The organism is Vreelandella halophytica, assembly GCF_968193635.1.
The window spans coordinates 1-14,781 of the sequence record NZ_OZ309107.1 but is presented as its reverse complement, the minus strand read 5'-3'; the positions used below and the strand labels follow the sequence as shown (position 1 = coordinate 14,781).

Sequence of the window (14,781 nt, the reverse complement as noted above, 5' to 3'; positions counted from 1 at the left end):
TGCCGGCCGGGAATCTGCCACCCGCACACAACACATTTGCTAAGCTAGCATACTCATTTGATTCACGATGGAAAGGGATATGGCATGGCGTGGATAAGGACCTATCGACTCACCCCTTGGCTGCCGCTTATGGTTCTAGGGCTAAGCCTTGGCTACGCCGTGACGGTTGTAACGCGCCTGCCCTGGTGGACGCTTTTCATCATTGCCGCCGTCTGGATCGGCGCGGGGCTCAAACTTCGCTGGGGCAAACCCCGGCGGGCACGCTATCGCGCCGTATGGCCCTGGTCGCTGGTTCCCTTGAGCCTTCTAGGCATTTACGTCTACCTGGCCGATAGCTTTGGCAACGTGGACCTGGGGGCGGTGTTTTTCCACCTGCAGGCGGGCATCACCAACCACGGCGGCGGCGGCAAGGTCGTCATCGCCGTGCTCTATACGCTGACGATGGTCGCGGTGCTTGCCTCGGTGACCTGGATGGCCCGTCACGACCAGCGCTGGCGGCTTGCCGAGCGTTTTTTCGCGCTGGCGATCCTTGCCATCAACCCGCTGCTTTATGGTTTGGGCCAGCGCAGCGCGGCCATCGTCACCGACGATGGCGAGTGGCTCGACCGGCGCTACACGCCGCCGCCGCAGGTCAGCCAGAGCGACCCACCCAACCTGGTGCTGATGTACCTGGAGAGCCTGGAGCGTACCTACGGCGACGAACGCTTTGGCGATGCCTACGCCGACCTGGAGGCGCTGGGCGAGCGCGGGATGGTCTTCGAAGGGGTGCGCCAAATGGAGAACACCGGCTGGACCATGGCCGGCATGATCGCAAGCCAGTGCGGTGTACCCTTGATGCCGGCGGGGCTTTTGCACGACACCCAGTTCGAGCCGCTACAGCAGGTAGTGCCCGGGGTGGAGTGTTTGGGCGACGTGCTGGCCGGGCAAGGCTACCGGCTCAGTTATCTGGGTGGGGCCAGCTCGCAGTTTGCCGGCAAAGGGCTTTTTTATCGCGGCCACCAATTCCAGACCGTCAAAGGCAAGGAGGAGTGGGTCGAGGAGCTCGATAACCCGGAGTACATCAATAGCTGGGGCGTTTATGACGACACGCTTTACGATCAGACCGAGCAGGAGATACGCCGTTTGAACAGCGAGGATGACGGCCCCTGGGCGGTGGTCAATCTAAGCCTGGCCGGCCACGCCCCCCACGGCTTTCCCTCGCAAACCTGCCTCGACCGCCAGGGCGAGTTCGACGGCCAGGATATTCTCTACTCGGTGGAGTGCTCGGCCTGGCAAGCGCGGGAGCTGATCGAGCGCCTGGACGATCAGGGCCTTTTGGACAATACCCTGGTCGTGGTGCTGAGCGATCACTTGACCATGCGCGTCTCGGTGTGGGACCAGCTCACCGCCCTCGACCGGGACAATACCCTGATCATGCTGGGCGATCACATCGAGCCTCAACGCATTCGGCGAAACGCCACCATGCTCGACGTATTCCCCACCCTGCTGGAAGCGATGGGCCTGCCTTTAAAGGAGCACCGGGCGGGGCTTGGCGTGTCGCTATTGGGCGACCGCTCGACGCTTACCGAGGCCCACGGGCTGGAGGTGCTCAACGAGCGCCTGCGCGAAGAGACCGCGCTTCAACACAGGCTTTGGGAAGGCTTGACCCCGCAACGCCGCGCCGCGTCGACGCCGTCCGAGCAGGCCCTCGAAAGGCCGGACGCCGCGACCAGCAACGCGGACCTCAACCGCTGACGATAACGTTGGGTGCGCCTTCGTGAGCGGCGTGCAGCGCGTTATAAACCCGCTGCTCGGTCAAATGGTTCAAGCAGTTGGTGTGGCCCAGCGGGCAGACGCGCTTGAAGCAGGGCGAGCACTCGAGCCCCAGGTAGTGGATGGTCGCGCTGTCGGTGAGCGGCGGCGTATAGCGCGGCGACGACGAGCCGTAGAGCGCGTGAATAGGCACGCCCACGGCGGCGGCTACGTGCATTAGCCCCGAATCGTTGGTCACCACCTGGCGGCAGTCGGCGAGCAAATCCACCGCATCTGCCAGCGCCGTCTGCCCGCACAGGTTGTAAACGTGGGGAAGGTCGCGTTTGATTTCTTCGCCCACCGCATGATCCTTTGGCCCGCCGAAAATGCGCACCTCGAACCCGTCATCGATCAAGCGCTTGGCCAGGGCGTGAAAATACGCCGGCGGCCACTGCTTGGCCGGGCCATACTCCGCGCCCGGCATCATCCCCACCGCCGGGCGCGACGAAAGCGCAAGCTTCAAACGCAGGTTCACCAGGTTGTCTAAATCCACGTCGAGGCGCGGCGGGGTAATCGCGAAATCGCCGTTTAGGGCCTGCTCCTGGGGCAAGCCCAGCGAGACGAAACGCTTCACGGTCTGGTCGAGCACCGTTTTGTCGAGCTTACGCGCCTCGGTCAAAAGCCCGTAGCGGTACTCTCCCAGAAAGCCCACTCGCTCGGGGATACGGGCCAAAAACGGTACCAGCGCGGCCTTCCAGGAACGGGGCAGCACGATGGCCGTATCGAACCGCCCGCGAAGCCGCGCCGCCAGTTCGCGGCGGCTTTTCAAACCAAACTCGCCGTGGCCTGCTGACAGCGCCAACACTTCATCGACCTGGGGCATACGCGCAAGAATCGGCTGCGACCAGCCGGGGGCGACCACGCCGAGGGTGGCGCCCGGATAGCGCGCCTTGAGTTCGATAAAAAGGCTCTGGGCCATCACCATGTCCCCCACCCAGGAGGGACCCACGACCAAAAGCCGCTTGGCGGTGTTAGCCATTGAGCCACTCCAGGTAGGCTTTCACGCCCTGGGCGACGGTCTTGAACGCCACGTCACACCCGGCTTCTCGAAGGCGCCCGATATCCGCCCGGGTGTAGCTCTGGTAGCGGCCCTTGAGTTCTTCGGGGAAGTCAATGTAGTCGATCTGGCCCTTGCCGTAGTAGTCGATCACCGCCTCGCCGATCGCCTTGAACGGCTCCGCCCGGCCGGTGCCCAGGTTGAAAATACCCGAGACGCTCGGGTGATCCAGAAACCACAGGTTTACATCGACCACGTCGCCGACATAGACGAAATCGCGGCTCTGCATGCCGGCCTCGAACCCGTCGTGGGCGCCAAAAAGCTTGAGCGTCTCGCCCGCGCTCACCTGACGGTGGTTATGAAACGCCACGCTCGCCATCTTGCCCTTGTGTTGCTCCCGCGGGCCGTACACGTTGAAGTAACGGAACCCGACGACCTGGGTGGTCAGCGTCGGCATACGCGCCCGTACGTGCTGATCGAACAGCAGCTTCGAGTAGCCATAAACGTTGAGCGGCTTCTCGAACGACGGGTCCTCCTTGAAGACCTCACTGCCACCGTAGGTGGCCGCGGAGGAGGCGTACAACAGCGCCGCGCCGTGCTGCTCGCAGTACTCCAGCAACACCTTCGAGTACTCGAAGTTGTTTTCCATCATGTACTGACCGTCCCACTCGGTGGTGTCCGAGCAGGCGCCTTCGTGGAAAACCGCCTCGATGGCGGGAAGGTCGTTGGGCTCGCCACGTAGTGACGCCTTGATCTCGGCGATGAAGTCGTCCTTGTCGCGGTAGTCGAACAGCGTGCAGTCGACCAGATTGACGAACTTGGTGCCGTCCGACAGGTCGTCGACTACTAAAATGTCGGTGCGTCCGCGCGCATTGAGCGCTTTTACGATATTGGCGCCGATAAATCCGGCTCCACCGGTCACTACGATCATAAGATCTCCTTCAAAAGCGCTCTGGTTGGCTTTGGTGCCTATAACCCATCTGCTTGGGATTGTATACTTGACGGCTTCTGAATTCATGGCCAATGGTGCTTTTTGCGATGAGTGTCTCGACGAACCAATCGACACCGGATGTGTCGACCTTTCAAGGCTTGATCCTTGCGCTGCAGCAGTACTGGGCGGAACAGGGCTGTGTGATCCTCCAGCCGCTGGATATGGAAGTGGGCGCGGGAACCTTCCACCCCGCCACCTTCCTGCGCTCAATTGGTCCGGAGACCTGGAACGCCGCCTACGTGCAGCCTTCAAGACGCCCCACCGACGGGCGCTATGGTGAAAACCCCAACCGCCTGCAGCACTACTACCAGTTTCAGGTGGTGATGAAGCCTTCGCCGAGCAACTTCCAGGAGCTTTACCTTGGCTCGCTCAAACGCCTGGGGCTCGACCCGCTGATCCACGACGTTCGCTTCGTCGAAGACAACTGGGAGTCCCCTACCCTCGGCGCCTGGGGGCTTGGCTGGGAAATGTGGCTCAACGGTATGGAAGTGACCCAGTTCACCTACTTCCAACAAGCCGGGGGGATCGAGTGTTACCCGGTCACCGGCGAGTTGACCTACGGGCTCGAGCGTATCGCCATGTACCTGCAGGACGTGGACAGCGTGTACGACCTGGTGTGGGCGATTGCCCCGGACGGCAGCCGCGTCACCTACGGCGACGTCTACCTGCAAAACGAGCGCGAGCAGTCGACCTATAACTTCGAGCACGCCGACGTCGATCACCTGTTCGCCAACTTCGACCACCAGGAGCAGGAGTGCCAGAAGCTGTTGGCGGCTTCACTGCCGCTGCCCGCTTACGAGCAGGTGCTCAAGGCCTCGCACACCTTCAACCTGCTGGATGCGCGCCACGCGATCTCGGTCACCGAGCGTCAGCGCTTCATCTTGCGCGTGCGCACGCTGGCCCGCGACGTGGCCCACGCTTATTTCGAATCGCGCAAGGCAGCAGGCTTCCCGATGGCCTCCGAGGCCCTTCGCCGTGAACTACTAGACGACCAGGGAGACGCATAAATGGCCGCTGATACGCTACTACTCGAGCTTGGCGCTGAAGAACTGCCGCCGAGCGCCCTGGATGCGCTGTCGGACGCGTTCGCCTCGGGAATCGAAAAAGGGCTTACGGATGCCGAGATCGGCTTCGAGAAAGTAATCGCCTACGCCACGCCCAGGCGTTTGGCCGTGCGCGTCGAGGCGCTGGCCGACAAGCAGCCCGACCGCGAAGTCGAAAAGCGCGGCCCGGCATTGGCCGCCGCCTTCAAGGACGGTGTGCCCACCAAGGCCGCCGAAGGCTTCGCGCGCTCCTGCGGGGTCAGCGTGGACGAGTTGATTCACCTGGAAACCGACAAAGGCACCTGGCTTGGCTTTCGCGAGCACCAGCCCGGCGAGAGCGTCCAGGACCTGCTGCCGGCGCTTCTTCGCAAGACGCTGACTACCCTGCCGGTGCCCAAGAACATGCGCTGGGGTGCTTCCCGTGTCGAGTTCTCGCGCCCGGTTCACTGGCTGTTAGCGCTTTACGGCAGTGACGTGATCGCCGCCGAGGCGCTGGGGTTGGAGGCGAGCCGTACCACCTACGGCCACCGCTTCCACGCCCCGGATGCTCTTCAGCTCGCGCACGCTGACGACTACCTGGCCACCCTGGAGAACGCCTATGTGCTGGCGGATCGCACCAAACGGCGCGAGCGCATCCGCGAGCAGGTGCTGGCCGAGGCCGAGGTTCACCATGCCAACGCCGTCATCGACGAAGACCTGCTGGTTGAAGTAAGCGGTTTGGTCGAGTGGCCCGTCGCGCTGACCGGCACCTTCGACGAACGCTTTTTGAAAGTCCCCGGTGAGTGTCTGATCTCGTCGATGAAGGCGAACCAGAAGTACTTCCACCTGCTGGACGACGACGGCGCGTTGAAGCCGCTGTTCATCACGGTGTCCAATATCGAAAGCCAGGACCCACAGCAGGTGATCGCGGGTAACGAGAAGGTGATTCGCCCGCGCCTGGCGGATGCGGTGTTCTTCTATGATACCGACCGCAAACAGAGCCTGGCCTCGCGCATTCCCCAGCTCGAGCACGTGGTGTTCCAGCAGCAGCTCGGCACGCTTGCCGACAAGGTACGCCGCAGCACCGCGATTGCCACGTTCATTGCCCAGCAGATCGGCGGTGATACCGGCCATGCCCAGCGCGCCGTGGCGCTGGCCAAGTGCGACCTGGTGACCGAAATGGTGCTCGAGTTCCCCGAGCTTCAGGGCATCATGGGCCGCTACTACGCCGAGCAGGACGGTGAACCCGTCGAGGTCGCCCAGGCGCTGGAGGAGCAGTATCTGCCCCGCTTCGCTGCGGACGATATACCGCAAAGCCAGGCGGGCAAGGCGCTGGCGCTGGCCGACCGCCTCGACACGTTAGTGGGTATCTTCGCCATTGGTCAGCGCCCCACCGGCGCCAAAGACCCCTTCGCCCTGCGCCGCGCCTCCATCGGCGTGCTCAACATTTTGGTCAAAGGTGAGCTCGACCTGGACCTGGGCGAGCTTTTGAACGTGGCCGCCGAACAGCACCGCGAGCTCGCCTCGGCGGAACTGGTCGACGACGTTCTGACCTACATGCTGGACCGCTTCCGTGCCTGGGGTCAGGAGGAAGGCATTACCGCGGAGATGTACCTGGCCGTACGCGCCCGCCCGGTGACCAAACCGCTGGATTTTGCTCGCCGCTTGCACGCGGTGAAGGCGTTTACCCAGCGCGAAGAAGCCCAGGCGCTGGCCGCCGCCAACAAGCGCGTCTCTAATATCCTCAGCAAACAAGACTTCGACGGCAGCACCGCCGTAGAAGAGACACTGTTGCAGGAAGACGCCGAGCGCGCGCTATTTGACGCCGTTTCCAAAAGCCAGACCCAGGTCGCGCCGCTGTTTGCCACCGGCGACTACCAACAAGCACTGGATACATTGGCAACGCTCAGGGCGCCGGTCGACACCTTCTTCGATGACGTCATGGTCATGGCCGATGACCCGGCGATCCGCCAAAACCGTTTGGCGCTTTTGGCAAGCCTTCAGGCGCTCTTCCTCGAGGTGGCGGATATCTCGCTTTTGCCTCAGTAAAATACTGGCGCTCGTATTCAAGGGGACCTCGGTCCCCTTTTTTTTATGATGCTTGTTAGGGCAATACCGGCGTGCAAAACACGCTGTTTCACGTGAAACACTTAGCGTATCTTGCTAAGTTAATAGAGTTCGCGAGCCGTTGAAGGCGCCGCCCACGCTCGAAAAAAGAGACCCCGATGTACGAAACGTTTTTGAAGCAGACCTACCCGGACCAACAGGCGTCCATGGCTGCGCATACAATCGATGGCGAAAAGGTATGGTTAAAGCGGGCGGCGAAACGCAATTCGCGGCTCGCCTACGCGCCGCTCAAACTTTTAGCCGGACTCACCAGAATCGAAGCGCTCAAGCCCGTTCCCAACCTGGGCGGCGAGCAGAGCATTCAAACCGAAGTGGCCAGGCTACAAGCGCTGGACGCAGCGGGCTTCAACGTTCCCACCGTGCTGGCCGCGGATGACAACGCGCTGCTTCTCGCCGATGCTGGAACCCCGCAGGCCCCCGCCACCACCCTGCTCGATGCGCTCAAGCGCGCCTCGACACAAGCCGAGGTCGATTCGCTACTCACCCTCGGCCTCGACTCATTGGTCGATCTTCACCGCCACGACGCCTACCTAAGCGAGGCCTTTGCGCGCAACATTCTCATCACTGAAGGCAAAGTGGTCTTCATCGATTTTGAAACCGACCCGGGCCAGGTACATACGCGGGTTAACTGCATGGTGCGCGACTGGTACTGCCTGATATTCTCGCTTTACGGCAAACTGCATAAGTCACCGCTTGCGCGCGAGCGGTTGACGCCGGCGTTCATTGCCGGGCTCGAGAACGAACGCGAGGACGTCGTCAGCCAGTTCAAGGCGATGCTGCCTGCCCTGCTGCGCCTGCGTAAAATCCCCTTCAAGCGCCTGGGCGGCGACGGGCGCAAGATCGATGTCACCCTGCGCTCGCTTACGGCCTTACACGAGCACTTCTCATGAGCCCCACTCTGCCCGTATCAGCAAGCAAACTGGTGATCCTCGACCGCGACGGCGTGATCAATCACGACTCGGACCACTACGTTAAATCTCTCGATGAATGGGTCGCCTACCCCGCCTCGATTGCTGCGATCGGCGAGCTTACCCGCGCTGGCTTCACCGTGGCCGTGGCGACGAACCAGTCCGGCCTGGCCCGGGGCTATTTTAGCGAGGCGACGCTTGCGGCCATGCACGACAAGCTCACTCACTTGGTCGAAAACGTGGGCGGCACTATCGCCCACATTGCTTACTGCCCTCACGAACCCGCCGACGATTGCACCTGCCGCAAACCGCTGCCCGGCCTTTTGCAACAAATTCAGCACGCGCTGAATCTTGAAAGCCTAAAAGGCAGCTGGATGGTGGGCGACAGCCTGCGCGATCTTCAAGCCGGTGTTGCAGTAGGCAGCCAGCCGGTACTCGTAAAAACCGGCAAGGGAGCACGAACGCTCGAGAAAGGAGAAGGGCTGGAGAACGCCCAGGTATTCGATGACCTGGCGGCGTTTACCCGGTGGCTACTCGCCGCTTAAGGCGTAACAAAGGTTGGAAGCCGCAGAATCGCAGGTTCAAAATATAAAAAAACGCCGCGCTAAGCGCGGCGTTTTTTTGCTCATGTTTCACGTGAAACAAAGCGCTAGATATCGAGGTTAGCGACCAGCGCGTTGGTTTCGATGAAATCACGGCGAGGCTCGACTTCGTCGCCCATCAGCGTGTTGAACATCAAATCCGCGGCCACGGCGTCTTCGATGGTCACGCGCAGCATGCGGCGGCTATCCGGGTCCATGGTGGTTTCCCATAGCTGGTCCGGGTTCATCTCACCAAGGCCCTTATAGCGCTGTACCGAGAGCCCTCGCTGGCCTTCGTTCATCAGCCACACCAGCACCTCGGAGAAGTCTACAACGGGCTTCTTGCGCTCACCGCGGGCGATAAAGGCGCCCTCTTCCAGCAGATTGTTCAGTGTTTCGCCTAGTGCCGACATGGCGCGGTAATCGGCGCTCTCGAAGAAGTCGAGCCCCCACACGTACTCGGTGGTGACACCGTGGGCGATGAGCGACACCGTGGGCAGCAGCAGCCCGCGCTCGCTATCTTCCTTCAGCGCGAAATGGTAGCGCGGCCCCCCTTCGTAGGCCACCCGTTCGTCCATGGCGGTTTGCAGCTCGGCAATCCAGTTCTCCATGGTGACTCGATCCTTCAGGCTGGTTTCGCCTTGAAGAGCGCTTGCGTGTACCGCCTGACGCAGCACCTCGATCGGAAATACTCGTCCCAGGCGATCGATACGCTTCATCACATTGCGGTACTGATTCACCAGTGCTTCGAGCTGAGAGCCGGTAATCGCCGGCGCATCGGCATTGACGTGAAGCCCGGCACCGTCGAGCGCCGTGGTGGTCAGGTAGTCGATCATCGCCTGCTCGTCTTTCAGGTAGAGCTCTTGCTTGCCGCGCTTGATCTTGTAAAGCGGCGGCTGGGCGATAAACACGTGACCGCGCTCAATAAGCTCCGGCATCTGGCGGAAGAAGAACGTCAACAGCAGCGTGCGGATGTGCGAACCGTCGACGTCGGCATCGGTCATGATGATGATCGAGTGATAGCGAAGTTTGTCCGGGTTGAACTCTTCGCGGCCGATACCACAGCCAAGCGCGGTGATCAGCGTACCGACTTCCGCCGAGGAGAGCATCTTGTCAAAGCGTGCTTTCTCGACGTTGAGGATTTTACCCTTGAGCGGCAAAATGGCCTGGGTGCGACGGTCACGCCCCTGCTTGGCGCTACCGCCGGCGGAGTCACCCTCCACCAGGTAAAGCTCGGACTGGCTGGGATCTTTCTCCTGGCAGTCGGCGAGCTTGCCGGGCAGACCTGCGATATCCAGCGCCCCTTTACGGCGGGTCATGTCACGCGCCTTGCGCGCCGCTTCCCGGGCCCGGGCAGCATCGAGCATCTTGTTGACGATCGCTTTCGCCTCGTTGGGCTTTTCGACCAGGTACTCGGCCAGCAAACGGCCCATCTCCTGCTCGACCGCCGTTTTCACCTCGGAGGAGACCAGCTTATCCTTGGTCTGCGAGGAGAACTTGGGATCCGGCACCTTCACCGAAATGATCGCCGTCAAACCTTCCCGCGCATCGTCACCGGCCGTGCTGACCTTGGCTTTTTTCAGCAGGCCTTCGGTTTCGATATAATGGTTCAAGGTACGCGTCAGCGCCGCACGGAAGCCGGCCAGGTGTGTACCACCGTCGCGCTGGGGAATATTATTGGTATAGCAGTAAATGCTTTCCGTGAAGGTATCGCTCCACTGCATCGCGACTTCCACCTCGACACCATCATCACGGATCGCGTTGAAATGGAACACCGGGTTCAGCGTCGACTTGTTCTGATTAAGATGCTCGACGAAGGCTTTCAAACCACCTTCGTAGTGAAACAGCTCTTCCTTGCCGCTGCGCTCATCCATTAAACGAATGGCAACGCCAGAGTTTAGAAACGATAGTTCACGTAAGCGCTTGGCAAGAATGTCGTAATGAAACTCGATATTGGCGAAGGTATCGGTCGAGGGGCGAAAGTGCACACGGGTGCCGCTTTTCTCGGTTTGACCTACAACGCCCAGCGGTGCCTGGGGCACGCCATGCCTGTAGAGCTGCTCGAACACTTCACCCTGACGCCATATGGTCAGTTTGAGCTCTGCCGAGAGCGCGTTGACCACCGATACACCGACACCGTGCAGTCCGCCAGACACTTTATAGGAGTTGTCGTCGAACTTGCCACCGGCGTGGAGCACGGTCATGATGACTTCCGCCGCCGATACGCCCTCTTCTTCATGAAGCTCTGTAGGAACGCCTCGTCCGTTATCGCTAACGGTAATGGACTCGTCCGGGTGGATTACCACGCGAATCTCGCTGCAGTGGCCCGCCAGAGCTTCATCGATGGAATTATCCACCAGCTCGAAGACCATGTGATGCAGTCCGGTGCCGTCGTCGGTATCACCGATGTACATACCGGGGCGCTTGCGTACCGCATCGAGCCCTTTGAGCACCTTGATGCTTGATGAATCGTAAGCCTGCTCGCTCATTGACCACTCCGTCGTGAAGTCTGTCTCGTTCCGTGTCATCTACCCGGCTGAGGCCAGCCGGCCGATCCCATTATCGTCATGTTTCACGTGAAACATCTTTATTTGGGTCGCCGGCTGCCAAAGCTCGCTTAGCGCTTGTGGGTCGACGCTGGTAATAAATACCTGGCACTCCATCTCTTCCAGCAGTTCACAAAAAAGTTTGCGGTGCTGATGGTCGAGCTCTGCCGGTAAATCATCTATCAGATAAATACATTGCCGCTTGGCGCTGCTTTCCAGAAGCCGCCCCTGGGCCAGTTTTAGCGCACTGACCACCAGCTTCTGCTGGCCTCTGGAAAGCACCTCAATGGCGGGCTGCTTATTAAGCCTTATGCGCAGGTCCGCACGCTGCGGGCCCTGCTGGGTAAATCCCATTTGCTGATCGGTCTCGCGGCTGGCTTTCAACACCTCGGCCAAAGAGCGCTTGGCATCCCACCCACGGGCGTAGCGCAGTGATAGCCCCTTGGTCGGCAGCAGCCGTTTCAACGTCTCTTCGAATACCGGTAGAAATGCGTTGAACCAGGTTTGCCTCAGCGCGTCCATCCGCTCGCCGGACTCACAAAGCTCCTGCTCCCACACGGCGATTTCAGCATCGGTTATTCTACCACGCCTTAGCAGTGCATTCCGATGTTTCACCGCGCGCCGGGCTCGCTTCCAAGCGGTCAAAAAGTCGTGTTTCACGTGAAACACGCCCCAATCCATGAATTCGCGTCGCCCGGCGGGGGAACCTTCGAGCAGGCGAAACGCATCCGGGTTGATGAGCTGCAGTGGCATGGCATCGACCAGCTCTGCCAGGCGTACGTCCTTTTGCCCGCGCAGGCGCAGCTCGAGCTCGCGCTCGGCCCGCAAGCGGCGCACTCCAAGGGCTACCTCCGGGTCACCGGCCAAACGCCCGTAGAGCGTCATGGCGGCGGCCTCGAACTGTATGGCGTGCTTGAGCTGGTGGGTGCGAAAGGAACGGCCCATACCCAGAATATGAATACCTTCCAACAGGCTCGTCTTACCGCTGCCGTTTAGCCCGTGAATCAGGTTGACGTGGGGCGACGGCGCCATATCCACTGGCGCAAGATTACGAATGCCTTGCAGATTGAGCTGGGTCAGGCTCATTAACGGGGTTCGCCTTTACTGCCAGGGGTCATGGAAAAGCGGCGCCTTCTTCAAAGGCGCCGCGTCGTGAACTAAAGCGAGGTTTCACTCGTTCAGGAACCATCAAAGCCGCATGGGCATGACCACGTACAGCGCATCGCCGCCGCCGGGCTCTTCCAACAGCGCGCTGCTGTTGGGGTCGGCCAGGGTCATCTGCACGCGCTCTTCGTCGAGTACGGAAAGCACGTCGACCAGATAGCCGACGTTGAAGCCGACCTCCATGGCGGGTCCGGTGTACTCGATGGCCACGTTCTCCTCGGCCTCTTCCTGTTCCGGGTTATTGGCCATGACCTTGAGGTTGCCCTCTTCCAGGTAAAGGCGCACGCCACGGTACTTCTCATTGGAAAGAATCGCGGTACGCGAGAGGACCTGTTTGAGTTCGGCGCGCTCGGCAATCAATACCTTGTCGCCGTTTTTCGGCACGACTCGCTCGTAGTCCGGGAACTTGCCGTCGATCAGCTTCGAGGTAAAGGTGAAATCACCGGTGTGGGCACGCAGATGCGTGGCACCCAGGGTGAGGCTGACCGGCTCGTCGCTGTCGTCGAGCAGGCGCGAAAGCTCCAGGATACCTTTTCTGGGCACGATCATTTTCTGACCCTGCTCGATGTTGACGTCGGTTTCCCGCGAGCACATGGCCAGGCGGTGGCCGTCGGTTGCAACGGCGCGCAGCAGTTGGCTCTGGATATCCAGCAGCATGCCGTTCAGGTAGTAGCGTACGTCCTGCTGGGCCATGGCGAAGGACGTCGATTCGATCAGGTGCTTGAGCGTGCCACGCGGTACGCTGAGCTCCTGGCTGCCTTCGCCATCTTCAATATTGGGAAACTCGGCCACGGGAAGCGTCGAGAGCGTAAACCGCGAGCGGCCGCTGCGCAGTACCGCCCGCCCCTCCTCTACCGCTAGCTGAATCTCGGACTGATCCGGCAAGGATTTGCAGATATCCATCAGCTTGCGCGCGGGGACGGTCGCGCCGCCTTCCTGGTCCACCTGACTTGCCACCGTGCGGCCGACCAGCTCGACTTCGAGGTCGGTACCGGTCAGCGCGACCTGGTCCCCTTCGACCTGGATCAGCACGTTGGAGAGCACCGGCAGCGTTTGACGGCGCTCGACCACGCCCGCAACCAGCGTCAGGGGACGTAGTAACGCCTCTCGGGAAATTGAAAACTTCATCACTACTCCAGGTTAAATGGTCGTCAGCCGCATCTGGCTTTTAAGTGGATTTTTACAAAGCCTTAACTGGTGAGCAGGCGCATGAGGTTTTTGTAATCCTCGCGGATATCCGCACTCTCTTCCTGCAGGGTCTTTACCTTACGACAAGCGTGCAGCACCGTCGTGTGATCGCGCCCGCCAAAGGCGTCGCCTATTTCCGGCAGGCTGTGGTTGGTCAGCTCCTTGGCAAGCGCCATCGCCACTTGCCGGGGCCTGGCCACCGAGCGCGAGCGCCGCTTGGAGAGCAGATCCGCCACCTTGATTTTGTAGTACTCCGCCACCGTGCGTTGAATGTTGTCCACGCCGACCTGCTTGTCCTGCAGCGCGAGCAGATCCTTCAGCGATTCGCGAATGAAGTCCTGGGTGATGGGCTTGCCCATGAAGTGCGAATCGGCGATGACTTTCTTGAGCGCGCCTTCGAGCTCGCGCACGTTGGAGCGAATTTTTTGCGCGATGAAAAAGGCGGCGTCATGCGGCAAATCGACGCTGGCTTGATCGGCCTTTTTCATCAGGATGGCAACCCGGGTTTCGAGCTCCGGCGGCTCGATGGCAACGGTTAGCCCCCAGCCAAAGCGGGACTTCAAGCGCTCTTCGACCCCGTTGATCTCTTTGGGATAGCGGTCCGAGGTCAAAATCATTTGCTGGCCGCCTTCCAAAAGCGCATTGAAGGTGTGGAAAAATTCCTCCTGGGAGCGCTCCTTACCGGCAAAAAACTGGATGTCATCGATCAACAGCGCATCGACGCTGCGATAGAAGCGCTTGAAATCGTTGATGGCGTTGAGCTGTAGCGCCTTGACCATATCCGCCACGAAGCGCTCGGAGTGCAGATACACCACGCGAGCGTTTTCCCGCTTTCCGGCCAGGGCGTTACCTACCGCGTGCATCAAGTGGGTTTTACCAAGGCCCACACCACCGTACAAAAACAAGGGGTTATAGGCACCGCCGGGGTTTTCCGAGACCTGGCGCGAGGCCGCTCGGGCCAGCTGGTTCGACTTACCTTCGACGAACTTGTCGAAGGTGAAATTGGGGTTGAGCCCGCTGCCGTGCTTGAGGCTGCCCTCGACCTGCACCTGGCGCTCGTTGCCGCGCTTGTTTTGAGGCTGTTCGCGCAGCGTTTCGATTTCGCGTTCGTCGGCGATATCGCCGCGCGGCGGCGTATGTACCGCCGGTGCGGAAGGGCGCTCAGGCGCGGCGGAGACCGGGTTACCCAGATCCCGGGGCTGGGGCGTTGCCGCGGCGCGACGGCTGCCGACGGTCAAACTCACTTTAGGCGGTTTGGCCGGGGCGAGCTCGCGGATCAGCTCGCTAATGCGTTTGGCGTATTTATCGCTCACCCAGTCGCGCACGAAGCGGTTAGGCGCCAACAAACATAGCTCGTTGGCGCCCCCTTCTTCGGCCTGCAAGGGGCGAATCCATGTATTGAACTGCTGGGAGCTTAGTTCGTCCTGCAGATAATCCAGGCACTGCTGCCAAAGCGCGAGTGACAC

At 60.8% G+C, this 14,781-nt stretch carries 11 protein-coding genes; 5 read left to right on the top strand and 6 right to left on the bottom strand.

The window, feature by feature from the left end:
- The first annotated feature begins 84 nt into the window (after positions 1 to 84).
- Positions 85 to 1,734: a sulfatase-like hydrolase/transferase gene (locus ACWHXT_RS00055; RefSeq protein ID WP_447956817.1), complete on the top strand. Its 1,650-nt coding sequence runs from the start codon at positions 85 to 87 to the stop codon at positions 1,732 to 1,734.
- Here the strand turns inward: ACWHXT_RS00055 and waaF are convergent.
- A complete protein-coding gene (gene waaF, locus ACWHXT_RS00050; RefSeq protein WP_447956816.1) occupies positions 1,724 to 2,770 on the bottom strand; it encodes a lipopolysaccharide heptosyltransferase II in 1,047 nt (348 codons plus the stop codon). The genes ACWHXT_RS00055 and waaF overlap by 11 nt on opposite strands.
- Positions 2,763 to 3,719: an ADP-glyceromanno-heptose 6-epimerase gene (rfaD, locus tag ACWHXT_RS00045; protein ID WP_447956815.1), complete on the bottom strand. Its 957-nt coding sequence runs from the start codon at positions 3,717 to 3,719 to the stop codon at positions 2,763 to 2,765. Before rfaD ends, waaF begins: the two co-directional genes overlap by 8 nt.
- A gap of 107 nt (positions 3,720 to 3,826) precedes the next feature.
- Between rfaD and glyQ the strand changes: the two genes are divergently transcribed.
- The 4 genes from glyQ to gmhB all read left to right on the top strand — a co-directional run bounded on the left by glyQ (position 3,827) and on the right by gmhB (position 8,381).
- On the top strand, positions 3,827 to 4,786 hold the full coding sequence (gene glyQ / locus ACWHXT_RS00040) for a glycine--tRNA ligase subunit alpha (protein ID WP_447927542.1): 960 nt from the start codon (positions 3,827 to 3,829) through the stop codon (positions 4,784 to 4,786).
- Entirely contained in the window at positions 4,787 to 6,850 is a 2,064-nt protein-coding gene (gene glyS, locus ACWHXT_RS00035; RefSeq protein ID WP_447956814.1) for a glycine--tRNA ligase subunit beta, read from the top strand.
- 176 nt (positions 6,851 to 7,026) lie between these two features.
- Positions 7,027 to 7,818, top strand: coding sequence for an RIO1 family regulatory kinase/ATPase domain-containing protein (locus ACWHXT_RS00030; RefSeq protein WP_447927540.1), 792 nt, complete (start codon positions 7,027 to 7,029; stop codon positions 7,816 to 7,818).
- The gene (gene gmhB / locus ACWHXT_RS00025) at positions 7,815 to 8,381 is read left to right on the top strand and encodes a D-glycero-beta-D-manno-heptose 1,7-bisphosphate 7-phosphatase (RefSeq protein WP_447956813.1); all 567 of its coding nucleotides are present in this window, start codon (positions 7,815 to 7,817) and stop codon (positions 8,379 to 8,381) included. The genes ACWHXT_RS00030 and gmhB overlap by 4 nt, the downstream gene beginning before the upstream one ends.
- Positions 8,382 to 8,485: 104 nt before the next feature.
- Here gmhB and gyrB read toward each other — a convergent pair whose 3' ends face one another.
- From gyrB to dnaA, 4 genes are all read right to left on the bottom strand, one after another.
- Entirely contained in the window at positions 8,486 to 10,906 is a 2,421-nt protein-coding gene (gyrB, locus tag ACWHXT_RS00020; RefSeq protein ID WP_447927538.1) for a DNA topoisomerase (ATP-hydrolyzing) subunit B, read from the bottom strand.
- Positions 10,907 to 10,945: 39 nt separating this feature from the next.
- Positions 10,946 to 12,049, bottom strand: coding sequence for a DNA replication/repair protein RecF (recF, locus tag ACWHXT_RS00015; RefSeq protein WP_447956812.1), 1,104 nt, complete (start codon positions 12,047 to 12,049; stop codon positions 10,946 to 10,948).
- 102 nt (positions 12,050 to 12,151) lie between these two features.
- Entirely contained in the window at positions 12,152 to 13,255 is a 1,104-nt protein-coding gene (gene dnaN, locus ACWHXT_RS00010) for a DNA polymerase III subunit beta (RefSeq protein WP_447894765.1), read from the bottom strand.
- A gap of 62 nt (positions 13,256 to 13,317) precedes the next feature.
- Positions 13,318 to 14,781, bottom strand: a complete 1,464-nt coding sequence (dnaA, locus tag ACWHXT_RS00005; protein WP_447927536.1) for a chromosomal replication initiator protein DnaA — start codon at positions 14,779 to 14,781, stop codon at positions 13,318 to 13,320.